This is a genomic window from Paraburkholderia dilworthii (genome assembly GCF_000472525.1).
Lineage (GTDB): Bacteria > Pseudomonadota > Gammaproteobacteria > Burkholderiales > Burkholderiaceae > Paraburkholderia > Paraburkholderia dilworthii.
In genome coordinates this window covers 41,295-65,398 of the sequence record NZ_AWZT01000015.1, presented here as the reverse complement: position 1 = coordinate 65,398, position 24,104 = coordinate 41,295, and the positions used below count along the sequence as shown (strand labels likewise).

Sequence of the window (24,104 nt, the reverse complement as noted above, 5' to 3'; positions counted from 1 at the left end):
CTCGCACTGACACGCCGCAACCGTCCGTGTTTAAATGCCGGGGCTCTACACGCGCCTTGTCCCAACCCCGCCGGCAATCGCGCCGGCGCTCAACCTGCGGTTCGATTCATAACGGAGTTTACGGTGGATAACAAGCTGGCGTCGTTGCCGAGAGTGCCATTGCAAATCGCGGCTGCTCAGACGCAACCGGTTTGCGCAGATGTGGCGGCGAACATCGCGAAGACGGTCGAATTGACCGGTCTTGCCGCTGATCGCGGAGCAAGACTGGTGGTTTTTCCCGAGAAGTTCCTGAGCGGCTACGAGCCTGGCCTGATTGCCGGCGACCCCGCACAGTACGCGTTCGATCCAGCGGATTCGCGGCTCGATCCGATTCGCGAAGTGTGCAGCCGGCGCGCCATTGCGGCCATTGTCGGTGCGGCCACGCGCGGTGCAGACGGTCTGCATATTTCGTCGCTCGTGTTCGATCGTCGCGGCGAAGATGGCGAGCCGTACCACAAGCAATACCTATATAGAAGCGAAGCCGGGATCTACCGGCCAGGCACGCAGGGCTGCATGCTGGAACTCGACGGTTGGCGGCTCGCGCTCGGCGTGTGCTACGACTCGGGCTTTCCCGAGCATGCGCGTCTCGCGGCTGTGAACGGTGCGCATGCCTATCTGGTGAGCGGGCTATTCAGCGTCAAGTCCGGCTATCACCAGTCGCGTATCTGGTTCCCAGCACGCGCGTTCGACAACACGCTGTACGTGCTTCTGTCCAATCATATCGGCACGACCGGCGGCTGGAACACCTGCGGCGCGAGCGCGATCTGGAGTCCGTATGGCGACGTGATTGCAGAAGCCAGCCGCGAACGCGAAGAAGTGATCACCGCGCTGCTCGATCCCGCAACGCTCGCTAACGTCCGCGAATGCGAAACAGCACTCGCGGACTTCGTCGCGCATGGCGATGCGCCGGCCGGCGACCATGCGATACGGCGGATAGATTAGCGGCGCACAAGGATCGTTGCGCTAGAATGAACCGCTGTACTACCCATCTGGAGATTCGTTTTGAAAGCTATCGTTGCTCTGCTCGCTGCCTCTGTACTTTCGTCCACGGCAATGGCTGCCGCTCCCACTACGGAGAAGCTGCCTTCAGGCGTGATCGTCGAGCACCTCGTGCAGGGTACCGGCGCGCAGCCCGCGGCCACCGATGTCGTCAAGGTCAACTATCGCGGCACGCTTGCCAACGGCACTGAATTCGACGCGTCCGCGAAGCACGGCGGTCCCGCAACATTCCCGCTCAATCGCGTGATTCCGTGCTGGACCCAGGGCGTTCAGACCATGAAAGTGGGCGGCAAGGCCAAGCTGACGTGCCCGGCCGCCACCGCTTACGGTAGCCGGGGCGTGGGCACCATTCCGCCGAACAGCGACTTGACGTTCGAAGTCGAACTGGTCGACATCGTCAAATAGGGCGGCGCAAAATGCGCTGAAACCAGCCCCGCTACGGATAACGCAGCGGGGTTTTTTTATTGGCGTGGCATTGGCCCAATGGCAGTCGGGCCGACGAAAGAGGAAAAATAACAGCAAATAGCGGCATCTTTTTAAGTCCCCGGCCGCTCGCTCGTTTACCAATGCTGTTGTTCTCATTCATCGTGCATGGGGAGCGTCTGCATGAATATCGACTTTCACTATGGCGTGGTCTATATCGTCGCGCGAGTTGGCGGAATGACGCCCAGCCAGGCGCTGACAGTCGCCCACGCATGTCAGTATGTCGACGACGCAACGACGCCGGGCATTCTCCGCTTCCAGGGCGGAGAAACGTTCGAGCGCTTCGCCACTGCACATAAGATGTTCGACTACGCGAACACGGAGAACGACCAGAACCGGCTCGTGTGGGCGCCGTTTCATTTTCTGCCGGCAGGAGAGGGCGCAACGCTCGAGGAGAAAGCAGTATGCCGTGCGGACAGCGCAGTCGCGCGCGACATCGTGCGGCGTGCAATCCGTCAGCGCGGCACCGAGACCGGTTTGCATCGGCTCGGCGTGACGCTTCATACGTATGTCGATACGTGGGCGCACCAGGGATTCGCGGGTATCGAAAGCCCGGGGAACCGGGTTCATTCCCTGGAGGCACAAGATTGCACGCGCACTGGCTGGCTTGCCAACCTGACGCTCGCCATGCAGCACCTGATCGAGCACGTCGAGGAAGACGTGCTTACGCTCGCGCTACCCGTCGGACACGGCGCCGCCTTGCACTATCCCGATCAGCCTTGGGCAAAGTGGCACTACATCGACGGCAGGAACGTGCTGATACAGCGCCACAACTTGCCCGAGTTCGTGGAGGCCGCGGAAATGGCGTGCCGCGCCGTGCGCGCGTATCTGGCCGGCCGTGAAGATTTCGAAAACGAAGCGGGGATGCCGGAAAACGTGAAAGAAGCGGTCACCGAATTGCTCGATACGAATCGGATCATGGACGACGGCGAGCGGTTGCGCGCTATTTGCGAAGTGGTGAACAACGGCGGCATTCCCGGCTTGAATGAGTCGATTCCGGACTACGTGCCGAAGGGAATCGGCTCATGGAAGTACAAAGCCACCGGCCTTCGCGGCGAAGACGACTCTGGCGATAAACCGATGTGGACCGAGGCATTTGAGAAGAGCGATTACCGGCTCTTTCACGACGCGGTAAAGCAACACCGTTTCGTGACGACCCAGGAAGTGCTGCCGGCCTATGGCCTGCGGATTGCGTGACGCATTCGCGTGCGAATTGGTGGCATTCGCTTGGTCGACCGGTGTCCCGGAAAGAGATGAAACAGCACTTCAGGATCGGTAACGCACGGTTACCGGCCAAAGCGGCGTCAAAAAGTGAACTGGGAGCCTTTGAATCTTCGAATGCTTGCCTATAGTAGAAGCGGCTATTGCTGCGACGCGCGGCGGCGGCCTTTTCTTGATATGGGTGACGGGGAACCGACATGACGCCATCGAATGCTGCGATCTATCAGTCCCAGACCTCTACGCCCGAGTCGTTGCGAACGCTGGCGGACTACTTGGAACTGGCGCTCGACGAGGGCGAAAGCGTGGTCCTGATGCGAATCGGCACGCACGTGCGCAGCGTTTATGTCGGCGATCCGTCAGGCGCTTTGGAGGATCTGCGCGACGAAGGCGTCATCCCTGCCCAGCAGGCCGACGAGATCCTGGCGTTGACCAGAATAGGACTTAACCGGATCACCGCGGACGACCAGCAGTACCGCTTTTTGCGCAGTGTGAGATACATTGCCGACCGCCAGGTTGTCGTATTTACACCAACCTGATCTGTCCTGCAACAATTGGAAAGATAAAAGAGAAGGCGAATAAAGCAGGGAGAAGTGGGGGCGCCGGGATAAGCAAAGGCGAAAATAAGTCGGAAGCCAAGAACGAAGGCACGCAAAAGGCGTCTATGGAGTGAATCAAAGAAAGTTTCGTACTCCGGCACGCGTAGCGGAAATAGACTGGGGTTTTCACGGCCACTCGACTATGCCTTTCTGACGCTATTCATGGCATAGTTCGATCGATTACCACATAAGGAGCAATTCAATGCCCACGTTAGAGCAGATCCAAGCAAAGCTCAAGAAGCTCCAGGCGCAAGCTGACATCCTGATTGCAAGGAAAGCACAAGTCGCAATCGACCAGATTCGCGAGTTGATGCTCAAGCACGGCCTGACCACCGCAGATATCGAAGCCAAAGCAAAAGCACGGCGCGCAGCCAATGGTCTTAACGGTTATGCCGGGAGCGGCAAGGCAAAGCTTGCCGCTCCCGGTCAGAAAATAGCCAAGTACCGCGACCATAAAACAGGCGCGACCTGGACCGGACACGGCCGCGCGCCCGGCTGGATTGCCGGTGCGAAAGACCGGAGTGTGTTTCTGATCGACGGCGCAAGCGAAGCGGTCGGCTCGCCCAGGCTCGTTGCTACTGGCGCTACTCACGCGCAAGGCAAAGGTCAGCCGAAAGGCGCGCAACCGCCCAAGTATCGGCACCCCACCACCGGCGCGACGTGGAGCGGACGCGGCCCGGCGCCTGCATGGCTCGCATCGGTGAAGGATCGCACGAGGTTCCTTATCGATAGCGGTGCAACAGCCGCGGCCAGCGGCGCCGGTCAGAAAACGGCGGGCAAGGCAGGCAAGCTGAAGTCGGCAGCCACGAGTGGCGCGGTAAGCAAAAAGGCCGCCGCGAAAAAAGTTGTGGCGAAAAAGGCAAAGACGGGAGCGCAATCGGTAGTGGCTAAAAAAGCCGCGGCGAAACCCGCTGCGAAGAAGGTCACCGCGCGAAAGGCAGCCGCGAAAACGGCTGGAACGAAAGCGGTAACGAAAGCCGTCGGCAAGGCGCCGGGCCGCAAGAGGGCCGCAAAAGCCGATGCCGCAGTAGTGAGCACGCCCGCACCGCTCGCTTCGGCCGTTCAAGCTGGCGTGTAAGCGTACTGGAACAGCGAAGTACATGACCAGTGCACTTGAATCATCCCAGCAGGAGGACCAGGTTCTTCTGCTGGACTCAGTTCCTCAACCGGCAGCAGATGCTGCGGAACCGTTCATTGTCGCAAGCGACCGCCGCGTGATTCTCGCTTATCCGATTGCGGAGTCCGATTTCGAGCGGTTCGGCCCATTCGATCCGGACGACGACCCGTTCTGCGCGGTGCTATTTCCCGACACATTGTTTCATCGACTCGGGCCGCCAGGCGAGCGCGATATGGAAATTCATCCGCTTGCAACACAAGGTCTCGTGGCTTATTCGGTCCACGAAGTCGTCAACTCGTCTCTTGCCGAAGAGCTTTCCGCAATCTCACTGCCGGAGGTCGCGAGGCGCCATTTCGTCATTACGTTTCAGGAATCGACCTTTGAGTGCGTAGCGTCCGATTACACCGTGGTCGGCGTGTATGGCGCAGCGGAGATCGCCAGCCGCGAAGCGTTTGCATTGGTGCGGTAAGCCAATCAGCGGCGGCATCATTTCGCTGCTGCTGCCATTCACTTTTTGCTAGCGCGCTAGTTGCCCGGATCGACGACAGGCCGGTCTGGTTCCGCAAGCGTTTTATACGGCAGTCGCGCGGCATGTGGGTTAGTCGTCGTGTCGTCGATTACACGTTCGACGTCTGCGGTTTTCGCGAGTTCCGTGATGAACGACTGTTTGTCAAAGCCTCGCGCAACGCAACCCTGCACATAGATAAAGCGGCGTTGCAACGTGAGCCACAGCGTCGACCGTTCGCGCCAGTGCGTCGTGGCATTGATATTGGCGAGTCGGCGCTGCACGGCCTCGGCGATCTCGGCGTCGTACAAATAGGCGTTCGATAAACGGCAACGGCCTTCTATCCAGCAACTGTTGCCGCGTTCAATGCGGTAATGGCTGTCCGCCAGCCATTCCTGTTCGGTTTCGAGCGGCCCCAGCGGTACGGGGCATCCCTCGATCGCTTTGGATATCTGGAAGAACGGATCATGTCCACGATTAATGCGCGGTTCTTCGCTATGAGCGCGAGGTGATGCTGAAGCCAACGACACAGCTAAACATATGGCGGCACATTGCAATGCACTTACCGGCCGCCGCATTAAAAGTTTCATTGTCATTGTCTCCACTCGATGCGCAGCGAGACGTTCTTTCGTACTAGCGGCTCGTGCGCCGGTTCTCAACCGCGAACTTGATCAATTCAGCCTGGCCTTCGATATCGAGCTTGCGCTTCAGATTCAGGCGATGCGTCTCCACAGTACGCACCGACAGATCGTTGCGTTGAGCGATCTGCTTGCTCGACAAGCCCTCGGCGAGCGCATCGAGAATATCTCGTTCGCGCGGCGTGAGCCGTTCGACCGGCGATTGCATGGCCGACGCATGAATCAGCCGCGCGCCGAGTCCCGCGCTGAAATACGTCCTGCCGTCGAGCACTGCGCCAATGGCCTGAATGATTTCCGTTGCCGGTGAATCCTTCAGTATGTAGCCGCTGGCGCCTGCGCGCACCGCCTGAGTGACGTATTCGAGATTGTCGTGCATCGACAGCATCAGTACTCGGATTGCCGGAAAGCGCTCATGGAACATGCCGGCGAGCGCAATGCCGTTCATTCCGTTCATGCCGACATCCATCAACACCAGGTGGGGTTCATGGCTTGCCGCGAGCGCAAGCGCTTCCTGTGCATTGCCTGCTTCACCGACAACCTCGATATTGCGCACAGCTTCGAGCCGCGCACGCAAACCGTCGCGAACGAGCGGGTGGTCGTCGACTAGAATCAGGCGGGCAGTTGCGTGCGATATGTCGTTCATGAAGAGGTTTCCTGCAAACCCTGCGTGTTGAGCTCCGTTGTGCCGAAGCCGAGCGGCACGCGCGCCGTGACGAGCGTATGGCCGGGCTGCGAATTGAGCGCGAGGGTACCGCCTAGCGCTTCCACGCGCTCGCGCATGTTGCGCAGGCCCACGCCCGAGCGGCGGCCGACAAAGGCGTGCGTGACGTCGAAACCCGAACCGTTGTCCGCGATTGTCAGCGTGACTGCATCGTTGGAGACTTCAAGTGCGAGCGCAGCGTTCGACGCGTGCGCGTGGCGCACGATGTTCGTCAGCGCTTCCTGCGCAATGCGAAACAGCACTGTGTTGACCGCATCGGGCAAAGACGCGGCATGAGTATGCGCGATCTGCGTGAAGCCGATTTCAATACCCGACTGCTCACTCAGTTCGCGCGTGAGCTGTTCGATTGCCGCCGCAACACCGAGGTCGTCGAGCATCGACGGGCGCAGTGCATGAGAAATGCGGCGCACTTCGCGCAACGTATCGCTGAGACGCGTAAGGCTCGTGGCGAGCGCCGCCTCGGCGGCGGGCACACGTGTTTCGCTGTGCTCGAAGCGCGCGAGCGCCGATTCGAGCAGCAGTTTTACGGACACCATCATCTGACTGATGCCGTCATGCAATTCTCGCGACAGCCGCGCGCGTTCGTTCTCCTGCGACTCGACTACCTGCTGCGCGAGCCGCTTCAGTTTCGCATCCGCACTGCGATACTCGGTGACGTTGAGCACGAGCGCGCACAATGCAATCGCGGCGAGCCCCGCCAGCGCAATCGCGTCGATCCACATCATCGTGCGGTCGATATTGATCGCCGCCCGTTCGTCGATATGCGCGAGCGTCGTGTCGACGTCGTCCAGATAAATGCCTGTGCCAATCATCCAGCCCCAGCGTTCGAGCGGCACCACGTAGCCAAGCTTCGAAGCGACCTTGCCCGTTGACGGCCGATGCCATAGGTAACGCACATAGCCGCCGCCTCGTGAGGCTGCGGCGAGCAGCCTCTGGATGGTCGGCACGCCCTGCGGATCGCGCAACTCCGACAGATCGCGCCCCACCAGATCCGGCTCGCGCGGATGCATCAGCGAGCGGCCGTGCATATCGTAGACAAAGAAATAACCGTCCTTGCCAAAATCCATCTTTTCGAGGACGTCGAGCGCGCGCGTGCGGCGCAGCGCATCGTCGCGTGCGTTGTCGTGGCCCGCTTCGTAAAGCGGTGCGATCGCTGAAGTAGCCAGTTCGACGTAATGCTTGAGTTCGATTTCCTTGCTCGCCAGGTACGCAGCCTGAGTGGTTGCGTGCTGCGTTTGCGCGAGTGCAGTCGCTTCCCTGCGCACACCGATTTCGATGCTGGCGATAGCCGCGAGAAATGGCACGATTGCCAGCAAAACAATCTTGGCTTTGAGTTTCATCGTTGAAAAGACGGCCGGTCGGCTACGTAGTAATACGTAGCCGACTTACGTAGTTGCGCGCTTGTGAGGACGCTTACGAAGGCGAATACTACATCCCCGCGGCGTACTGCGTCTTGTGGGCCGCCGTCGCCGTCATTGCGACGCGCAATTCGTACGAGCGTTCTGAGTCGGGCTTGGTTAATGCTCGGGTTCATTGGACGTTAGCAGTGCGCCAAAGCAGGTTCCGGTTTTGCACCGGGTATTGCAAGCAGATACCCGGTACCGGGTTCCCGCGTGCCGGACCACGAATCTGGACCCGCGGTGTCAATAATAGACCTAGGAGAAGTACATGGAGACCTCCCCATCCGCCGGCCGGTCATGGCTCTGGCTCATTCTTTTGCTCCCGTATATCGCGCTGTTGTGGCTGCCGTTCTATAACGACACGCGTCCGTCGTTTGCCGGCTTTCCGTTCTTCTACTGGTATCAGTTCTTGTGGGTGCCGTTGACCTCGCTGCTGATTTACGTCGTGTATCGAGGTGTCAAATGAGCGATCTGAATCCTGTCAATCCGGTGGCGATGACCGTCTTCATCGCGTTCTTTGCTCTTGTGACGGTGATCGGCTTCTTTGCCGCGCGCTGGAAGCGCGGCGATCTCACGCAATTGCACGAGTGGGGTCTCGGCGGCCGGCAGTTCGGTACGGTCATTTCGTGGTTTCTCGTGGGCGGCGATTTCTACACGGCATACACAGTGATCGCCGTGCCGGCGCTCGTCTATTCCGTCGGCGCTTATGGCTTTTTCGCGTTGCCCTACACGATCATCGTTTACCCGTTCGTGTTCGCCGTGATGCCGAAACTGTGGAAAGTCGCGCATGCGAAGAACCACATCACCGCAGCGGACTACGTGCAGGGCGAATACGGCGGCAAGTGGTTTCCGGCTGCCGTCGCGCTGACCGGCATTGTCGCGACCATGCCGTACATCGCGCTGCAACTCGTCGGCATGCAAGTGGTGATCAAGGGGCTTGGCGTGACCGGCGAATTGCCGCTGATCGTCGCCTTCGTGATTCTCGCGCTATATACCTATGCAAGCGGCTTGCGCGCTCCGGCAATGATCGCATTCGTGAAGGACATCATGATTTACATCGTCGTGATCGCGGCCGTGTGGCTGATTCCCGCGAAGCTCGGCGGCTACGCCCATGTGTTCGATGCAGCGGATACCTATTTCAAGGCGAAGGGCGGCGCGACCGGCATCATTCTCAAGCCGACGCAATTCACCGCTTATGCATCGCTCGCATTAGGTTCGGCGCTCGCGGCATTCATGTATCCGCATACGATGACGGCGGTGCTGTCCTCCTCGTCGGCGAATACGGTCCGCAAGAATGCGATCTTCCTGCCGGCTTATACGCTGCTGCTCGGTCTGATCGCGTTGCTCGGCTATATGGCGATTGCGGCCGGCGTGCATGTGAAGTCGGCTTCGGACATGGTGCCGGCGCTCTTCAACACGCTGTTTCCGTCGTGGTTCGTGGGGTTCGCCGCGGCAGCGATCGCGATCAGTGCGCTGGTTCCCGCAGCGATCATGTCGATCGGCGCGGCCAATCTGTTCACGCGTAATTTGTGGCGTCCGCTGGTGTCGCCCAACATTACGCCGGAGGCTGAGGCGTCGAACGCAAAGATCGTGTCGCTGGTGGTGAAGTTCGGCGCGCTGCTGTTCATCGTCTTCCTGCCCACGCAATATGCGATCGACCTGCAATTGCTCGGCGGCGTGTGGATCCTGCAGATTTTCCCGGCCATCGTGTTCTCGCTGTACACGCGGCGTTTGAATACGCCGGGATTGTTCGCCGGCTGGCTCGTGGGTATCGTGCTCGGCACGGCGCTCGCGATTTCGCAGGGACTCAAGCCGGTGTTCGCGCTGCATCTCGGCGACGCAGTCTACCCGGTCTATATCGGCCTTATCGCACTGGTGGTGAACGTTGTCGTGACGTTTGTTGTCTCTGCGGTGTCGCCACGCCGAGTGGCGGTCAGTGCCTGATTGTCCGGTTCTCGTTTAGCCTAGCTGACGCCGCGAGCCTTTGGGCTCGCGGCGTTTTGCTTTATTAAAAGAACGCAGAACCGGTGTAGACCAAAAAAGCACTAAACGAGTACTTCGACTGATTGCATTGCCCGGCGAAGTTTACCGTCCGGGCCCACGATTCGTCGCGGATCGTTTCGATCAGGCAATCGATAAAGCATCGCGACGCGGCGTCGGCCGGTTCGCCGGTACGCATGATGTTGCCGACAGTGGAGAAGCCAGTCGGCGTCGAGCAATTCCGCCAGCGAAGGGCACTCCGCACGCGCATGATCCAGCCGCGCCACGACGGCGCGGCTGGATGCGAACAGCGGTTGGTAGAGGAAGTCGCAGCTCGTCGCGCCCGGCGCCTGGCGGCCCACATGAACGTCGAGCGTGCCGTCGCGTAGGCGCGGTGTCGCGATCGCCAATAAGCCTTCGAATGATTCCAACTGTATCTCCGGCATTTTCGCGCGAAAGCGCTCCACTGTTTCCGGCAGAAACGTCAGCACGACCCATGCGGTGACGGCAATGGAAAGACGCCCGCTCGGCTCGCCGCGCACCGCGTTCATTGCGTGATGCGCGCGTGTCATTTGCGCGGCGAGGAGTCGAGCGTTCGCGCGGCACCCCTGACACTGCCCGAAGAGCAAGCTGCGACGCTGCGCGACATGGGTTGCGACGCACTGCAAGGATATCTGTTCAGCCGCCCGGGCAGCGCTGCGCAATGCGCGGGCGCCTTGGCGCGCCGCCCGCCTGAATGAACGACCCCTACCGAGATGAGGAACCGCAATAGAAGGTGAAGTTTTTGCGGACGCATTCTAGAATGCCCTCATAAAAACGACAACATAGGGCGCCCCGGCACGGGCGCTGTTATACCAGTCAGGAGAGAGACCATGTGCGATGCAGAAGTTGCTGCAGTACTGCTGAACCGTTGCACTGTTCAGCCATTTGACGAGCAGGAACCGTCTTACCTCGGCATACTGCGCGAAGGAAATCTGACGTTCAAACACGAGCACGGCTTCGTGGCCTTACGCGATGTTCCGGATTGCGATGCATGCCGCACCGAATCGCTGATCTTTGCGGACGGCTCGCGCGCGTTGCGTGTCAGCGTGGCGGGGCACGACGGCGGTTGGACCCGCTGGGCCGTGCTGCAACCGCTGCACTAAAGCCAGCGAGCGATATCGGCAGCGGGCCAGGCAAGCGGCAAAAACGCCGCTCACATTGGCCGCTAGAACCGGTCCACCCTGAAGGGCTGCGGGTCCACCAGCGTTTGCTCACCCGTCATCATTTCGGCGATGAGGCGGCCTGTCACCGGCCCTAGCGTGAGTCCGTGATGTGCGTGACCGAACGCGAACCATAAGCCCTGGTGTTTTTCTGCGCGCCCGATGACCGGCATCATGTCGGGCGTGCAAGGCCGTGCGCCCATCCACGGTTGATCGTCGAGACGTCTGTCCAGTGGGAACAGCGTGCGCGCAATCGGTTCGACGGCGGCGAGTTGCGTGGGCGTTTTCGGCGCATCGCGCAGCGCGATTTCAGCGCCTGTCGTCAAGCGGATGCCGCGCGCCATTGGCGCGAGCAGGTAGCCGTTTTCCACGTCGAGCACCGGATGATTGAGCCGCGCCCCTTCTCGCGGCGCGTAGTGCATGTGGTAGCCGCGCTTGACGCCGAGCGGCAGGCGATAACCGAGCCGCGAACTGAGCGCGTCCGACCACGGCCCTAATGCGACGACGACTGAAGACGCCGCGATCGTCCCCGCGCTTGTCGTCACCTCCCAGCCATTGCGAAGGGTGCTCGCGTCGCCGGCAAAAAAGCGTCCGCCGAGTGCCTCGAAGTATTTCGCGTAGGCGGTGACGAGCGCGTTGGGATCGTTCACCGAATCCGCCTGCGTGTACCGCAGACCGCCTTGCAATGCCTTGTCGAGATCGGGTTCGGCCTGCTGCAGACGGGCAGCGTCGAGCGCTTCGAACTCGACGCCATATTCGCGGCGCCATTGCTCCGCGAGGCGTATTTCCGCGTCGTGAGCCGCGTTGCTGCGAAATACCTTGATCCAGCCGGTGGGGCGCAGCAATGCGCTCGCGCCCGCGTCGGCGGCCAACGCGCGGTGCTCGCTCACACAGTGTTCGATAAGCGTCGAGTACGACCTCGCAATCGCCGCATGTTTCGCTGGATCGGAATTGCGCCAGTACTTCCACAGGAACGGCGCGGCATGGAACAGTGCATCGGCGTGATAACGCACGTCGAGCGACTGGTTGCCCGCATACCGAAGCAGGGCGCCGAGCCCGCGCGGAAACGCATACGGATAGACACCTTCGCGCTGAATCAATCCGGCGTTGCCGAACGATGTCTCGTTGCCGGGCGGCTTGCGGTCCACTAAGGCAACCTGCCGGCCGCGTTTTTGCAGATGCACGGCCACGCATACGCCGACAATGCCGGCGCCTAGCACTAGGGTATCGAATTTGATTGCAGTCATCGGTTAAACCGCCGAGAGGTCCGAGCCGTTCGCGGTGGACTCGTCGAAAAGAGGAGGCGACGTCACGATGGATTTCAGCGATGCATCCGGCTTCGTGAGCTTCGACAGGTCTGGACGCGGCCGTCGCAAAACCGGTGATTGCGCGAACATCTGTTCCATTGCGTGCGCGACGCCAAGCGTCTTGCGGTCGCCGTGAAACGGGCCGACGATCTGCAGGCCGAACGGCATGCCCGCATGATCCACACCGCAAGGCAGCGACACCGCGGGATGCGTGGTCAGCGTGACGACGTAAGTGAGCGCGAGCCAGCGGTAGTAGTTGTCTTGCTCGCGCCCTTCGATTTGTGCGGCATAGAGTTGTTGCCACGGAAACGGCGAAACCGGCGTGGTCGGCGAGAGGATCACGTCGTATTGCTGGAACGCTGCTTGAAAGCGTTTGAAGATGCGCGTCTGCTCGGCTTGCGCCCAGGCGCTGTCGGCGAGACTCATGCTGGCGCCGAGTTCATAATTGGCGCGCGTGTTCGGACCAAGCTGGTTTGGGTCGCGCGAATAAGCGTCGTGCAGACCAGCGACGAAGCTCTCCGCGCGAATCACGTCGAAACAGCGATGTACGTCGCCGAGACCGAAACGCACTTCCTCGCATGAACGGAACGACGGCGCGATTAGCGCGATGCGCTCGCGAAACACTTTACGGATCGATGCATCGACATCGCAACTGCCGAAGTCCTCTGTCCAGCCGACACGCAAGGTGCCGGGATCGATGTCGACAGGCGCAGCGAAGCTCTGCGGATCGACGGGAAAACTGAGCGGGTCGCCTGCGGACACACCAGCAGTTGCCGCAAGTTGCAGACACGCTTCAGCGACGGTGCGCCCCATTGGACCTACTACCGAAATCGGCGTCCACCCTAACGACTTACGAGAATTCGGCACCAGTCCCGGCGTCGGACGAAAGCCCACGACGCCGCATTTTGAAGCGGGAATGCGCAGCGATCCGCCGGTGTCCGAGCCGGTGCATACGGGCAGCATGTCGCACGCGAGCGCGGCTGCCGAGCCACCAGACGAACCTCCGGCGTTCAATGCGGTATCGAACGGATTGCCGGTTGCGCCCCAGACAGGATTGCGCGTGTTTGCGCCCGCACCCAGTTCCGGGACGTTGGTCTTGGCGGTGACGATCGCGCCGGCCGCGCGCAAGCGCTCGACGAGTACGACGTCATGCGTGGGAATGTTGCCGCGCGACATCGGCGAGCCGTAGGTAGTAAGAAGTCCGGCCGTGTTTTCCAGATCCTTCACGCCAAGCGGCAAGCCATGTAGGAGGCCCAGCGGTTCGCCGTCGAGCACCTTCTTTTCGGCGCGCTTCGCGGCGGCTCGCGCGGCCGGAAAATCCGTCGCGGTAATCGCGTTTACCGCGGGATTGATAGCCTCGATTCGCGCGATGCACGCTTCGAGCAGTTCAACAGGCGAGATTTCCCTTGCGCCGATCATGCGGCGCAACTCCACCGCGCTGCGGCCGGTCAATTCGTTGTCTTGACTCATTGCATCCTCTTCATCAGGCAAGTGCTTCGCCGGTACGGTCTTTCAGCCAGATTACCGGCACCAGCGAGATTGCGCAGGCAGCGGCGACGTACCAGGCCGGCGCGAGCGGATTGCCCGTGCGCGCGACCAGCCAGCTTGCGATAAACGGCGAGAAGCCGCCGAAGAACGAAGCGCTCACCACATACGTCAACGCGATTCCCGTTGCCCGCACATGCTTCGGGAACAGTTCCGGAATCATCACCAGCACCGGCACGATCTGCCCGGATACGAACACGGCGAGCAGTGCAGAGACGATGCAAAGCGCAACCATCGACGGATGCGCGCTCAGAAACGCGAACGCCGGATACACGAGCAACAGCATGACCACGCGCGAAATCACCAGCACGCGCTTGCGGGTGAAGCGATCGGCCAGCATGCCGGCGAGCGGCGCCGCAACGAAGAGCACGAGCGAACTGACGATACCCGAGATCACCGCGGCCGTGGAAGAAAGATGCAGCGCGCGCACCGCATGGCTCGGCAGAAAAAACGCGGTGATGTAGACTGAAACGGAGCCGCCCAATTCGGCGAACGTGCCGAGAATAGTCAGCTTGAGGTGCGTGGTGAGCGCGGCTTTGAGGGCGCCGCGCGGCGCAGGTTCGCCGGGCTCGCGCGCGGTTAGCGTTTCTTCGAGGCGCCTGCGGATCAACATACCGGCCGGTGCCGCGACGATGCCGAGCACGAACGGAATACGCCAGCCCCATTCGAGCACCGCCTGCTTCGGCAGCAGCACGTTGACGAGCGTCGCGACGAGCGCGCCGAGCACGAGCCCCGCTGCGGTCGCGGCGAAATTCCAGCTTGCGAAGAAGGCGCGGGTGTTGTCGGTCGCATATTCGACTAGCAGCGTCGTGCCGGGCCCGAACTCGCCGCCCGCCGCGAAACCTTGAATCAGGCGCGCCACCAGCACGATCAACGGCGCGGCGAGTCCCGCAACCGCATAAGTGGGCGCGCACGCGATCATCGCGCAACTCAGCGCCATCAGCATGATGGTCAGAACCATCGCGTTTTTGCGCCCCGCGCGGTCTGCGTAGGCGCCGATCACCACACCGCCCAGCGGCCGGACCACGAAGCCGACGCCGAATACGCCGATCGACAGCAGGAACTGGTTGACCGGCGACGCGCCCGGAAAGAACAACTGCCCGATCTGGATCGCGAAGAAGCTGTAGATCGTGAAGTCGTAAAATTCGAGCGCCGTGCCGATGGTCGTGGCGGTGATGACGCGGGTCTTCGTCAAACCGGACTTACTGAGTGCAAGGGTAGACACGATAGGGTTCCCACAGAAAAGGTGGAATCGACGTGAGTTATCATATACGAGAAAAAATAAATTTCTCACATACGAGAAATTTTCATGGCAAGCGGAATCAGATGAGATGGCCAAAGCCGTAGTGGAACAACAGAAGGCGCGCGTGCATGAAGCGCCGCCCTTGCTCGATCACAAGCTGGTGGGCGCGCATTTGCGGCAGGCGCGCAAAGCGCGCGGGCTGACGCTGGCCGACTTGTCTGAGCGCTCGGGCATTGCGGTATCGACAATCTCCAAGGCCGAGCGCGGCGACATCGCGCTGACCTACGACAAGTTCGCGGCGCTCGCGCATTCGCTGGAACTCGAGTTCGACGCGATTTTCGGGCGGCGCCGCAAGCCGGCCGCCGGTGCGATGAAGCCGTCGTTCACGGCGGCGGGCAAGCAGCAGGTCTACGACACGCCGAACTACGAGTACGGCATGCTGGCGAACAATCTGACCGGCAAACGCATGGTGCCGATGCGCGCGCACATTCACGCGCGGTCCGTGTCGGACTTTCCGGAATACATTCGGCACTCGGGCGAGGAATTCGTTTTCCTGCTGAGCGGCAAGCTCGAATTGCGCTTTGAAAACGGCAAGTCGTTCAAGCTGATGCCGGGCGACAGTCTTTACTTCGACAGCTCGATTGGACACATCTATCTGAGCATCGGCGACGAAGACGCCGATGCGCTCGTGTGTTGCGTCGATACGGACGAGCATCGTCCGCGCGGGGCTATCTGAGGGGATGCGCTGGCGGGTAAGCATCGCGTGACCGTGCGGCCGTCGGCGCGAATGCGCGGACTCTGCGGAACGCGCCAGGCAACGCCGCAAGAGGTCCGCGTTGGGGGCCGATCTTCGGAGACGGAAGCCGTCGTCCGCGTCAGCGTGTAAACTGCTGACTTTTTTGCATCCGGTGGTATGTTGCAAGCCCCCCAGCGCACAGCTCTCAGCGGCCCGGCGTTCGTCCGCCTGCTGGCAGGTTTCGCCGATGTCGATGTTCCCGAACCCCGGCAATCGCTTTCTGACCAACTGAGCCAGTGGCTCGGCTGGACGGACGCGATTGCGCTGTCCTCGGCGCTCAACGGCGCGCCGCCCGCGGTGCCCGCGGCGGCGCGAGCGTTCGGCAGCGCTGAGGAGGCGGAATACGCGCGCGTGCGGGCGTCGCTCGTCAAAACCATTACCGGCGACAGCGCGTTTGCCGCCGCAAAGCGCCGCAGTCCCGCGTATGTCGAGGCACAGGCGGTGCCGGTGGACTACGCGCTGTTTCGCCAACGCTATCAGGCCATGCAGCAGTCGATGGAAACCGGCGTCGGCAATTTGCGCGGACGCCTGCGCGCGCTGCTCGCCGCAAAGGCTCCCGCGATGAGCCGTCTCGCGCTGCTGGACGCCGTGATGGAACGCGCGCTCGGCGAGCGCGAGCGGAATCTGCTGGCGAGCGTGCCTATGCTGCTCGCCGGGCACTTCGAGCGGCTGCGCGACGCCGCGCAGAAGGCGGAGGCCGCCTCCCAGGCGGCGGACGATGGGACAAGAGCCGGCGACAGCGTCAGCAGCACCACGGAAGCTGCTGAAGCCAGCGTTGGAACTGACCCGGGCACAAACCCAAGCTCGGCCCTAGGCACAGGCACAGGCACAGGCACAGGCACAGGCACAGGCACAGGCACAGGCACAGGCACAGGCACAGGCACAGGCACAGCGACGAGCACCGTCGCCCCAAAACCACCGCCGACGCATGCCCAGGCGGACCCGCCCGGCGCCTGGCTCGACGTATTCCGCAAGGACATGCAAAGCGTGTTGCTTGCTGAGCTGGATATTCGTTTACAACCGGTCGAAGGGCTGCTCGCCGCCCTTCGTACTCGCTAACTGGGACACTATGTCCAGATATCGTATCGATCTCGTTGTGTTCGCGGCAGGTCTCGCCGTGGTGTGCGGCATCGCCATCGGCTATGTCGGTTCGAACTGGCTGGCGCTGGCGGTCACGCTGCTGATCGGCGCCTGCTATCTGGCGGGCGCGCTCGAATTGCGCCGCTATAGCCAGGCCACGGGGACGCTTGCGCGCGCCGTCGCCGGTTTATCCGAGCCGCCGCCGCGGCTCGGCGCATGGCTCGAGTTGCTGCATCCGAGTGTGCGCAATGCGGCGCGTCTGCGTATCGAAGGCGAGCGCGTCGCGTTGCCGGGGCCTGCACTTACGCCTTATCTGGTCGGCTTGCTGGTGCTGCTCGGCATGCTCGGCACGCTGTTGGGCATGGTCGTGACGCTGCGCGGCACCGGCATGGCGCTCGAAAGCGCAACCGACCTCGCGGCCATTCGCGCTTCGCTCGCCGCGCCGGTCAAGGGGCTCGGCTTCGCGTTCGGCACGTCGATTGCCGGCGTCGCAAGCTCGGCGATGCTCGGCCTGCTGTCCGCGCTGTGCCGCCGCGAGCGGCTCGAAGCGGCGCAACGGCTCGACGTCGAAATCGCGACGAGCTTGCGCATCTACTCGCAGGCTCATCAGCGCGACGAAAGCTTCCGGCTCCTGCAAACACAGGCCGAATTGATGCCGACGCTGGTCGACCGCCTGCAAACGATGATGACGGCGATGGAGCAGCACAGCCTTACGTTGAACGAGCGCCAGCTTGCGAGCCAGGAGGCGTTCCACAGCAAGGCGCAGGTCGCCTATACGCGGCTCGCGGCCTCGGTCGAGCAGTCGCTCAAGGAGAGCGTCGCGGACAGCACGCGCGCCGCGGGCGAGGCGCTCCAACCCGTCATGCAGGCGACGATGGCCGGCCTCGCGCGTGAGAGCACGGCGCTGCACGAGAGCGTGACGCAGGCGGTGCAGCGCCAGCTTGATGGTTTATCGAGCGGTTTCGAGTCGGCCACTGCGACGGTCGCAGATATCTGGACCAAGGCGCTTGCGGGCCAGCAGAGTTCGAACGAGGAAATGACGCAGCAGTTGCGCGCGTCGCTCGAGCGCTTCACGCAGACTTTCGACGAGCGCTCGGCCAGCCTGGTCGATGGCATGTCCGCGCGGCTGGAAACCGCGGCGGCCAACGTCTCGGATGTGTGGAAGGAGGCGCTGTCGCGTCAGGAGCAGTCTGCCGAGACGCTGGCGGCCCGGCACGAGCAGACGCTCTCTGCCGCGGCGGCGAGCTTCGAACAGCATTCGGCGTCGTTGGTGCGGAGCGTCGGTCAGTCGCATGCGGATTTGCAGACCGAACTGGCGTCCCGAGACGAAGCGCGGCTCGCGGCATGGGCGGCGACGCTCGGTTCGATATCGACCACGCTTGGCAAGGAGTGGCAACAGGCAGGCGAGCGCAACGAAGAGCGATTGACGGCGTGGACCTCGAAGCTCGACTCGACGGCAGCTGCGCTCGGCAAGGAGTGGCAGCAAGTGGGCGAGCGCAGCGAAGAGCGGTTGACTGCGTGGACCTCGAAGCTCGACTCGATGGCAGCCGCGCTCGGCAAGGAATGGCAGCAAGCAGGGGAGCGCACGGCGAGCCGTCAGCAGCAGATATGCGACACGCTCGCGCAGACCGCGACCGATATTTCTGCACAAACCCAGGCGCATGCCAGCGAGACGATCGCCGAAATTTCGCGGCTTGTGCAGGCGGCGTCGGAGGCGCCGAAGGCGGCAGCCGAAGTGGTCGCCGAACTGCGTCAGAAGCTCTCGGACAGCATGGTGCGCGATACCGCAATGTTGCAGGAGCGCAGCCGCTTGATGGAGACGCTCGAAACGCTGCTCGATGCCGTCAATCACGCATCGACGCAGCAGCGAACGGCGGTGGATGCGCTCGTCGCGACGTCGGCGGATTTGCTGGAGCGCGTCGGCACACGGTTCGCGGAGAAGGTCGAGGCCGAGGCGGACCGGATCGGCGCGATTGCCGCGCAGATCACCGGCGGCGCCGTCGAAGTCGCGAGCCTCGGCGAAGCGTTCGGCGCGGCCGTACAGCGGTTCGGCGAGTCGAACGACAAGCTCGTCGCCCACCTGGAAAGAATCGAAGCCGCTCTCGACAAGTCGCTCGCGCGCAGTGACGAACAGCTTGCGTACTACGTCGCGCAGGCGCGCGAGGTGGTGGATCTCAGCGTGATGTCGCAAAAACAGATCGTCGAAGATCTGCAACTGCTCGCGGCCCAACGCGCAGCGGATGGAGCCGAGGCAGCATGAGCGGGATGAGCGAGGACATCGACGGCGGCGTGGAGCCCGGCGCGCCGATCTGGGCGGCGTTCGGCGACCTGATGTCCGTGCTGCTTGGCGCGTTCATGCTGATTCTCGTGGCCGTCATCGGCGTGCAGCTGGAACTGTCGAACAAGCTCGATCAGGAGGTCAAGCAGCGCCAGCTGGAAACGCAGCGCCGCAAGACGCTCGAGCAGGCGCTGGCGGGACCGCTCGCGGCGGGCCGCGTGACGCTGGTGAACGGGCGGATCGGCATCAGCGGCAACGTGCTGTTCGCGTTGAACTCCGACCAGTTGCAGCCGCAAGGGCGTGAGCTGTTGAAGAGCCTCGCGGCTCCGTTGTCCGCGTATCTGCGCGCGAACGACGAGATTCTGATGGTGAGCGGCTTCACCGACGACCAGCGGCTGCGCGAAGGCAACCGCCGTTTCGCGGACAACTGGGAACTGTCGGCGCAGCGCGCGCTGACGGTGACCCGCGCGTTGATCGATGCAGGCGTCCCCGCGTCGTCCGTGTTTGCGGCGGCGTTCGGCTCGGCACAACCGGTCAGCTCGAATGCGGACGAGCAAGGGCGGGCACGCAATCGTCGCGTGGAGATAGCGCCGGTTCCCCGGCTGTCGGCTGCCGCAGGCAAGCCCCGTGAGTAACAGGGCGAAGGTGGACGCGACGCTGATGTCGAACCGTTCGCAGATTGGACCGCGGACTGGGGACGCGGCTGAGACTATGCATACGGCCCAGACTACGCATACGGCCCAGACTACGCATACGGCCGAAACCAAGCACACTGCTGAGACCGCGTACCCGGCTCAGACTGCGCGTACCGCCGAGACCGCGAGCACAGCCGAGACCACACTCACGCCTCAAACCACACCCGCCCCGCAGACCACACCAACCAGCCCGCCCGCACCAACCCCGCGCGCTACCCTCGACGCCTCGCGCGCGCGCGGCGTCGACCGCCTCGATCCGTTGCGCTTCGATTTCATCGACACGTTGGAGCGCCGCGCCGCCGCGCATACCGGCGCGGCGCGGCGTCTGCTCGAAGAGAGGCTTTCCGCGCTACTCGACGCATATGCCCGCGATGCCGGGCGTGCGGCAGCCGCGGCGATTCAGCCATCGTCTGAAAATGAGCCTGCACGCGGCGCGCTTGCCGAACTCGTCGGCTACATGCAAAGCGAGGCGCGGCATCATCAACGCGGCCATGCGCCATATCCCGAACTCCCCGCGCTCGAATATTTCAGGCAGACGTGGGCCAAAGTCCGCACCGAAAAGCAGTTGCGGCAGTCGCTGCAACCGGCGCCCGGCAACGCCGGTCCGCTCAATTCGAGCAGCCTCGTGCACCGTTCGCTGTCGCTCATGCGCGAGTTGTCGCCAGGCTATCTGAAACAGTTTCTGTCGTATGTCGACGCTTTGTCGTGGATCGAGCAATTGAACTCCGGCGCTCCACCCAGCAAGGATGCGCCGCGCGCCGGCGCGTCCGGAAAGGGCGCTCGCGGCAAGACGCGCTGATGCCGCGCGGCGTGCGCCGTGGCATATTGGTGGGCGTAGCCATCGAAAGGAGCCCACCATGCGTATCCAGACGTCATTTCTGTTCGATCTCGACGGCACGCTCGTCGACAGTGTCTATCAACACGTGCTGGCGTGGAAAGAAGCGCTCGACAGTGAAGGCATTTCGCTGTCGGTCTGGCGGATTCATCGAAAGATCGGCATGAGCGGCGGCCTCTTCACCAATCAGCTTCTGCGTGAGACGCACGGCGACATCAGCGCCGAGCGCAGTGAGCGTCTTCGCCATGCTCATGCGGCGGCGTATCAAAGGTTGCGCGCGCAAGTATGTCCGCTGCCGGGCGCGCGTGAATTGCTCGACGCGTTGACCCAAGCCGGTACGCCGTGGGCCGTGGCGACCAGCGGCCGCATGGAAACCGCCGCGGTTAATCTGCAGGCGCTTGGCGTCGATCCGGCGAAAGCTGTCGTCGTGACGCGCGACGACGTCAAATACGCGAAGCCCGACCCAGACCTTTTCATCGCGGCGGCGGAACGGCTTGGCGTTGAGATCGAGCACTCGGTCGTGGTCGGCGACAGCATCTGGGACATGCTCGCGGCGCGCCGCTGTCGCGCGCTCGGCGTCGGATTGCTGTCGGGCGGCTACGGCACCGAAGAACTGGAGCGAGCGGGCGCGCTGCGCGTCTACGACGACCCCGCGGCCCTGCTGGATCATCTCGACGAAGTGGCTGCGCGGCCATGATTGCGTGCATCGGAGCCGCAGCAAATAACACGGCCGCGGCAGCACTTTTCGGCGCTGCTCATTCGTTTCATTCAGCACGCATACGCTGCCGCCAACACGCGTAACTTTGTACTGTTGATGCCAAGAGCCCTGTACTATATGGTTCAACGGGACCGGCCCGGCAACCAGCGATTGAAGACCGGCGCGTACGCACATGGCGGCGCGCCGGCGTGTCTTACGTCAGCGCATGCTGTGACCGGCGAGCCAGTCACAGCGACCCTGCGGCGGCCTGACGAACCACGCTAAAAATATGAACAAGTTTATTCGACCACCCGTCTCTTATCCGACAACGGTTGTTTTCGTCGACGACAACGACAACTACCTCGACGCGCTGCGCCGTTTCTTTCCGGACGTTTCCACCAATCTGTTTTTCTCGCGTCCTCAAGCGGGACTCGCCTTCATTCGCCAGCACGCGCGCGAGAACTCGCTGGAATTTGCGCCGGCTTCTGCGTGCCTGAGCGAAACCGGCTTTGAGCGCTTCGTCGAAACGTCGCCGCAGCGCGATGTGCTCGCGCGCGATTCCCGTTTTTCCGAAGTGGCGGCCGTGGTGGTGGATTACGACATGCCTGGTGTGAGCGGCGTCGAATTTTTGTCGTCGATATCCAACCTGCATTGCGCGAAGATTCTGCTCACAGGCGTCGCCGACGAAACTGTCGCGGTCAAGGCATTCAACGCCGGCATTGTCGATTTGTATCTGCGCAAGACCGACGCCGATTCGGCAAACCGGCTCGTCCACTTTCTGAAAGACGCGAAGAGCCGCCACTGCTCCGAAACGGGATGGCTCGCGTTGGGCGAAAACGGCGTGACGTATTGCGATCCGCGCACGCGCGCGGTGATCGACGAAGTGGTGAAGAACCAGGGCATCGTCGAGTACTACTGGCGTCCCGAGCAGAACGCGATTCTCATGTTCGACCGCGAGGGAAGGGCAAGCGTATTCGTCGCGTGGGCCGAGCACGACTGGATCTCCCAAGGCGAAATCGTTGCAGACGAAAGCGGCCCCGCCGAATTGCTGAGACAGATGGCGGTGCGCGAAGTCATGCCGCTTTTCTGGCCGCATCTCGCCTACCGGTCTGGCGTCGAATTCAGGATGCTGAAGCCGCAAGCCATTCCCGGCTGGGGTGACGCCTTCTACTGCTGGAGTCCGGTCGAGGCGTCCGAAGTGGCCGAGGCGGGCATCAAGCCGCTCACGTTCGTTCAGTGGCGGAGTAACCGGGCGCGCTAACGCGTGCCGGCACGTCGAGCCACATGTACGCCATTCCAACTGCCTTCGTGTCGGCCATGTTCGTGGTGTTCGGTCTCTACGTGATCATTACGCAAGGGGTCACGCGGCTATCGGCGCCTTTCCTTCTGATGTGCGCGGCGACTTTCGCATGGCAGGGCACCTGGACTTTGCTGTTCCAGACCCGGGATCCGCAGATTGCTGGTTTGCTGGTCCGCGTCGGTTATCTGTTCATTCTCTTTCTGCCCACCACGTTCTATCACTTCGTGACGGAAGTGGCGGCGCGGCGTCGCGAGCGGCCAGTGCTGCTGGCGTCGTACGGATTGTGTTTCGTGCTCGCGGTGTTGCTGCCCGGCGATGAAGTGGTCGCCGGTTATCAGCATTATTTCTTTGGCTACTATCCGATTGCCGGGCCTCTGCATCCGCTGCATGTCTTGCAGACCGTATTGCTTGCTGCGCGCAGCGGCCAGCTTCTGCTCGGCGCGCGCAGGAGTGCGGGCGGCCAGGCGCGCCGGCGTCTCGACCTTTGTCTCGCGGCGCTTGGCCTGTACTCGTTTGCGGCGGTGGATTACGCCGTCAACTACGGCTATCCGTTCTATCCGCCTGGCGTGTTGTTCATCGCATTGAGCCTTGGGCTCCTCGCCATCACGATCGTCCGCTATCACCTGATTCATCCGTATGCGCTTGCGGCTACCATCGCGCACGAGATCGCGACGCCGCTCGCCACCATCGGCATGCACGCCGACGAGATCGCGAGCGTCTGGAGCCACGTGTTCGCAGGTTATCGTCTCGCCGTCACGCACGGCCTTTACGACGATCACGAACACGCCGGCCAATCGGAGCGCATCGGCCAGCTTGCGACGGCGATCAGGCGCGAAGTGTCCGGCACGAGCGCGATGGTCGAAATGGCGCTGGCTTCATACACGCTCGACCGGCTGGACCGTAGCCGTTTTAGCGCGCACCCGGTGCAGCAGTGTGTGAACTCCGCGCTCGAGCGTTATCCGTTTCGCGTCGACGAACGAGAGCGCATCACGATCTTGCCGATCGATCCCAGGTTGCGCTTTTCCGGCTCCGATACGGTCGTGGTCTTCGTGCTGTTCAATCTGCTGAAAAACGCGTTGCATGCGATTCATGTGAGCGGCGAAGGGCAGATCACGATCAGTGCGCTCGAAGACCAGGACTTCTGTGTACTGCAATTCCGCGACACGGGCCCGGGTATTCCCCCGGACGTTCTGCCGCATATTTTCGACGCGTTCTTTTCGACGAAGCGACATGGCAGCGGCGCCGGCATGGGCCTCGCTTTTTGCCGCCGCGCGACCGAGTTGCTGGGCGGCAGTATCGAATGCGCGTCGGTGCGCGGCATGCACACCACCTTCACCGTGCGGCTACCGCTACCGGGCTCGGCAGCGGACAGGGCGTTGTCCGGATCGCCGGCACGCGACGCGCGCCGGCGTTAAGGCTTCTGTTTG

At 62.3% G+C, this 24,104-nt stretch carries 23 protein-coding genes and 1 pseudogene; 17 read left to right on the top strand and 7 right to left on the bottom strand.

The window, feature by feature from the left end:
* Positions 1-123 precede the first annotated feature (123 nt).
* The 6 genes from F759_RS0115375 (at position 124) to F759_RS0115350 (ending at position 4,924) form a co-directional block, all read left to right on the top strand.
* Positions 124-981: a carbon-nitrogen hydrolase family protein gene (locus F759_RS0115375; RefSeq protein ID WP_027800636.1), complete on the top strand. Its 858-nt coding sequence runs from the start codon at positions 124-126 to the stop codon at positions 979-981.
* Positions 982-1,041: 60 nt separating this feature from the next.
* Positions 1,042-1,443 (top strand): FKBP-type peptidyl-prolyl cis-trans isomerase, encoded by a 402-nt coding sequence (locus F759_RS0115370; protein WP_027800635.1) that lies wholly within the window; start codon positions 1,042-1,044, stop codon positions 1,441-1,443.
* A 201-nt stretch (positions 1,444-1,644) separates the two neighbouring features.
* Positions 1,645-2,718 (top strand): DUF6765 family protein, encoded by a 1,074-nt coding sequence (locus F759_RS0115365; RefSeq protein WP_027800634.1) that lies wholly within the window; start codon positions 1,645-1,647, stop codon positions 2,716-2,718.
* 296 nt (positions 2,719-3,014) lie between these two features.
* Entirely contained in the window at positions 3,015-3,278 is a 264-nt protein-coding gene (locus F759_RS0115360) for a hypothetical protein (RefSeq protein WP_244438834.1), read from the top strand.
* Between the two features lie 262 nt (positions 3,279-3,540).
* Positions 3,541-4,416, top strand: coding sequence for an H-NS family nucleoid-associated regulatory protein (locus tag F759_RS0115355; protein WP_027800632.1), 876 nt, complete (start codon positions 3,541-3,543; stop codon positions 4,414-4,416).
* 22 nt (positions 4,417-4,438) lie between these two features.
* Positions 4,439-4,924 carry a hypothetical protein gene (locus F759_RS0115350; protein WP_027800631.1) on the top strand — a complete coding sequence of 162 codons (486 nt, stop codon included), beginning with the start codon at positions 4,439-4,441 and terminating at the stop codon, positions 4,922-4,924.
* 56 nt (positions 4,925-4,980) lie between these two features.
* Here F759_RS0115350 and F759_RS0115345 read toward each other — a convergent pair whose 3' ends face one another.
* Genes F759_RS0115345 through F759_RS0115335 form a run of 3 tightly spaced genes read right to left on the bottom strand, consistent with a single transcriptional unit; the run spans position 4,981 to position 7,659 of the window.
* Positions 4,981-5,538 carry a hypothetical protein gene (locus F759_RS0115345; RefSeq protein WP_027800630.1) on the bottom strand — a complete coding sequence of 186 codons (558 nt, stop codon included), beginning with the start codon at positions 5,536-5,538 and terminating at the stop codon, positions 4,981-4,983.
* A 55-nt stretch (positions 5,539-5,593) separates the two neighbouring features.
* The gene (locus F759_RS0115340) at positions 5,594-6,241 is read right to left on the bottom strand and encodes a response regulator (protein WP_027800629.1); all 648 of its coding nucleotides are present in this window, start codon (positions 6,239-6,241) and stop codon (positions 5,594-5,596) included.
* A complete protein-coding gene (locus F759_RS0115335) occupies positions 6,238-7,659 on the bottom strand; it encodes a cache domain-containing protein (protein WP_027800628.1) in 1,422 nt (473 codons plus the stop codon). Before F759_RS0115335 ends, F759_RS0115340 begins: the two co-directional genes overlap by 4 nt.
* A 328-nt stretch (positions 7,660-7,987) precedes the next feature.
* Here F759_RS0115335 and F759_RS0115330 point away from each other — a divergent pair, with 328 nt between their 5' ends.
* Positions 7,988-8,185: a DUF3311 domain-containing protein gene (locus F759_RS0115330; RefSeq protein WP_006049469.1), complete on the top strand. Its 198-nt coding sequence runs from the start codon at positions 7,988-7,990 to the stop codon at positions 8,183-8,185.
* Positions 8,182-9,663 carry a monocarboxylate uptake permease MctP gene (gene mctP / locus F759_RS0115325; protein ID WP_027800627.1) on the top strand — a complete coding sequence of 494 codons (1,482 nt, stop codon included), beginning with the start codon at positions 8,182-8,184 and terminating at the stop codon, positions 9,661-9,663. The genes F759_RS0115330 and mctP overlap by 4 nt, the downstream gene beginning before the upstream one ends.
* 101 nt (positions 9,664-9,764) lie before the next feature.
* Here the strand turns inward: mctP and F759_RS44080 are convergent, their stop codons facing one another.
* The gene (locus tag F759_RS44080) at positions 9,765-10,250 is read right to left on the bottom strand and encodes a LysR substrate-binding domain-containing protein (RefSeq protein WP_051377288.1); all 486 of its coding nucleotides are present in this window, start codon (positions 10,248-10,250) and stop codon (positions 9,765-9,767) included.
* A gap of 321 nt (positions 10,251-10,571) precedes the next feature.
* Here F759_RS44080 and F759_RS0115315 point away from each other — a divergent pair, with 321 nt between their 5' ends.
* Positions 10,572-10,844, top strand: coding sequence for a hypothetical protein (locus F759_RS0115315; RefSeq protein ID WP_027800626.1), 273 nt, complete (start codon positions 10,572-10,574; stop codon positions 10,842-10,844).
* Between the two features lie 62 nt (positions 10,845-10,906).
* Here F759_RS0115315 and F759_RS0115310 read toward each other — a convergent pair whose 3' ends face one another.
* Genes F759_RS0115310 through F759_RS0115300 form a run of 3 tightly spaced genes read right to left on the bottom strand, consistent with a single transcriptional unit; the run spans position 10,907 to position 14,978 of the window.
* Complete coding sequence (locus F759_RS0115310; RefSeq protein WP_027800625.1) at positions 10,907-12,139, bottom strand: NAD(P)/FAD-dependent oxidoreductase; 1,233 nt, start codon at positions 12,137-12,139, stop codon at positions 10,907-10,909.
* A 12-nt stretch (positions 12,140-12,151) separates the two neighbouring features.
* Positions 12,152-13,678, bottom strand: a complete 1,527-nt coding sequence (locus F759_RS0115305) for an amidase (protein ID WP_027800624.1) — start codon at positions 13,676-13,678, stop codon at positions 12,152-12,154.
* A 13-nt stretch (positions 13,679-13,691) separates the two neighbouring features.
* Entirely contained in the window at positions 13,692-14,978 is a 1,287-nt protein-coding gene (locus tag F759_RS0115300; protein WP_027800623.1) for an MFS transporter, read from the bottom strand.
* Positions 14,979-15,084: 106 nt separating this feature from the next.
* Between F759_RS0115300 and F759_RS0115295 the strand changes: the two genes are divergently transcribed.
* The 8 genes and pseudogenes from F759_RS0115295 to F759_RS0115260 all read left to right on the top strand — a co-directional run bounded on the left by F759_RS0115295 (position 15,085) and on the right by F759_RS0115260 (position 24,092).
* Positions 15,085-15,732, top strand: a complete 648-nt coding sequence (locus tag F759_RS0115295) for a helix-turn-helix domain-containing protein (protein ID WP_027800622.1) — start codon at positions 15,085-15,087, stop codon at positions 15,730-15,732.
* A 177-nt stretch (positions 15,733-15,909) separates the two neighbouring features.
* On the top strand, positions 15,910-16,851 hold the full coding sequence (locus F759_RS0115290) for a DUF3348 domain-containing protein (RefSeq protein WP_027800621.1): 942 nt from the start codon (positions 15,910-15,912) through the stop codon (positions 16,849-16,851).
* Between the two features lie 10 nt (positions 16,852-16,861).
* Complete coding sequence (locus F759_RS0115285; protein WP_027800620.1) at positions 16,862-19,132, top strand: DUF802 domain-containing protein; 2,271 nt, start codon at positions 16,862-16,864, stop codon at positions 19,130-19,132.
* A 5-nt stretch (positions 19,133-19,137) separates the two neighbouring features.
* A complete protein-coding gene (locus tag F759_RS0115280; RefSeq protein WP_027800619.1) occupies positions 19,138-19,785 on the top strand; it encodes an OmpA family protein in 648 nt (215 codons plus the stop codon).
* 247 nt (positions 19,786-20,032) lie between these two features.
* Positions 20,033-20,644 (top strand): annotated as a pseudogene (locus F759_RS37810) (DUF2894 domain-containing protein); the annotation flags it as partial.
* Between the two features lie 58 nt (positions 20,645-20,702).
* Entirely contained in the window at positions 20,703-21,377 is a 675-nt protein-coding gene (locus tag F759_RS0115270; protein ID WP_027800618.1) for an HAD family hydrolase, read from the top strand.
* A 289-nt stretch (positions 21,378-21,666) separates the two neighbouring features.
* The gene (locus F759_RS0115265) at positions 21,667-22,638 is read left to right on the top strand and encodes a response regulator (RefSeq protein WP_027800617.1); all 972 of its coding nucleotides are present in this window, start codon (positions 21,667-21,669) and stop codon (positions 22,636-22,638) included.
* A gap of 23 nt (positions 22,639-22,661) precedes the next feature.
* Complete coding sequence (locus F759_RS0115260) at positions 22,662-24,092, top strand: sensor histidine kinase (RefSeq protein ID WP_027800616.1); 1,431 nt, start codon at positions 22,662-22,664, stop codon at positions 24,090-24,092.
* The last annotated feature ends 12 nt before the right edge of the window (positions 24,093-24,104 follow it).

What these genes read in the sequence shown, in the direction of transcription:
- F759_RS0115365 (WP_027800634.1), top strand. Translation starts at nt 1,645, where the DNA reads ATGAATATCGACTTTCACTATGGCGTGGTCTATATCGTCGCGCGAGTT.
- F759_RS0115355 (WP_027800632.1), top strand. Translation starts at nt 3,541, where the DNA reads ATGCCCACGTTAGAGCAGATCCAAGCAAAGCTCAAGAAGCTCCAGGCG.
- F759_RS0115350 (WP_027800631.1), top strand. Translation starts at nt 4,439, where the DNA reads ATGACCAGTGCACTTGAATCATCCCAGCAGGAGGACCAGGTTCTTCTG.
- F759_RS0115345 (WP_027800630.1), bottom strand. Translation starts at nt 5,538, where the DNA reads ATGCGGCGGCCGGTAAGTGCATTGCAATGTGCCGCCATATGTTTAGCT.
- F759_RS0115340 (WP_027800629.1), bottom strand. Translation starts at nt 6,241, where the DNA reads ATGAACGACATATCGCACGCAACTGCCCGCCTGATTCTAGTCGACGAC.
- F759_RS0115335 (WP_027800628.1), bottom strand. Translation starts at nt 7,659, where the DNA reads ATGAAACTCAAAGCCAAGATTGTTTTGCTGGCAATCGTGCCATTTCTC.
- F759_RS0115330 (WP_006049469.1), top strand. Translation starts at nt 7,988, where the DNA reads ATGGAGACCTCCCCATCCGCCGGCCGGTCATGGCTCTGGCTCATTCTT.
- mctP (WP_027800627.1), top strand. Translation starts at nt 8,182, where the DNA reads ATGAGCGATCTGAATCCTGTCAATCCGGTGGCGATGACCGTCTTCATC.
- F759_RS44080 (WP_051377288.1), bottom strand. Translation starts at nt 10,250, where the DNA reads ATGAACGCGGTGCGCGGCGAGCCGAGCGGGCGTCTTTCCATTGCCGTC.
- F759_RS0115315 (WP_027800626.1), top strand. Translation starts at nt 10,572, where the DNA reads ATGTGCGATGCAGAAGTTGCTGCAGTACTGCTGAACCGTTGCACTGTT.
- F759_RS0115305 (WP_027800624.1), bottom strand. Translation starts at nt 13,678, where the DNA reads ATGAGTCAAGACAACGAATTGACCGGCCGCAGCGCGGTGGAGTTGCGC.
- F759_RS0115295 (WP_027800622.1), top strand. Translation starts at nt 15,085, where the DNA reads ATGGCCAAAGCCGTAGTGGAACAACAGAAGGCGCGCGTGCATGAAGCG.
- F759_RS0115290 (WP_027800621.1), top strand. Translation starts at nt 15,910, where the DNA reads ATGTTGCAAGCCCCCCAGCGCACAGCTCTCAGCGGCCCGGCGTTCGTC.
- F759_RS0115285 (WP_027800620.1), top strand. Translation starts at nt 16,862, where the DNA reads ATGTCCAGATATCGTATCGATCTCGTTGTGTTCGCGGCAGGTCTCGCC.
- F759_RS0115280 (WP_027800619.1), top strand. Translation starts at nt 19,138, where the DNA reads ATGAGCGAGGACATCGACGGCGGCGTGGAGCCCGGCGCGCCGATCTGG.
- F759_RS0115270 (WP_027800618.1), top strand. Translation starts at nt 20,703, where the DNA reads ATGCGTATCCAGACGTCATTTCTGTTCGATCTCGACGGCACGCTCGTC.
- F759_RS0115265 (WP_027800617.1), top strand. Translation starts at nt 21,667, where the DNA reads ATGAACAAGTTTATTCGACCACCCGTCTCTTATCCGACAACGGTTGTT.
- F759_RS0115260 (WP_027800616.1), top strand. Translation starts at nt 22,662, where the DNA reads ATGTACGCCATTCCAACTGCCTTCGTGTCGGCCATGTTCGTGGTGTTC.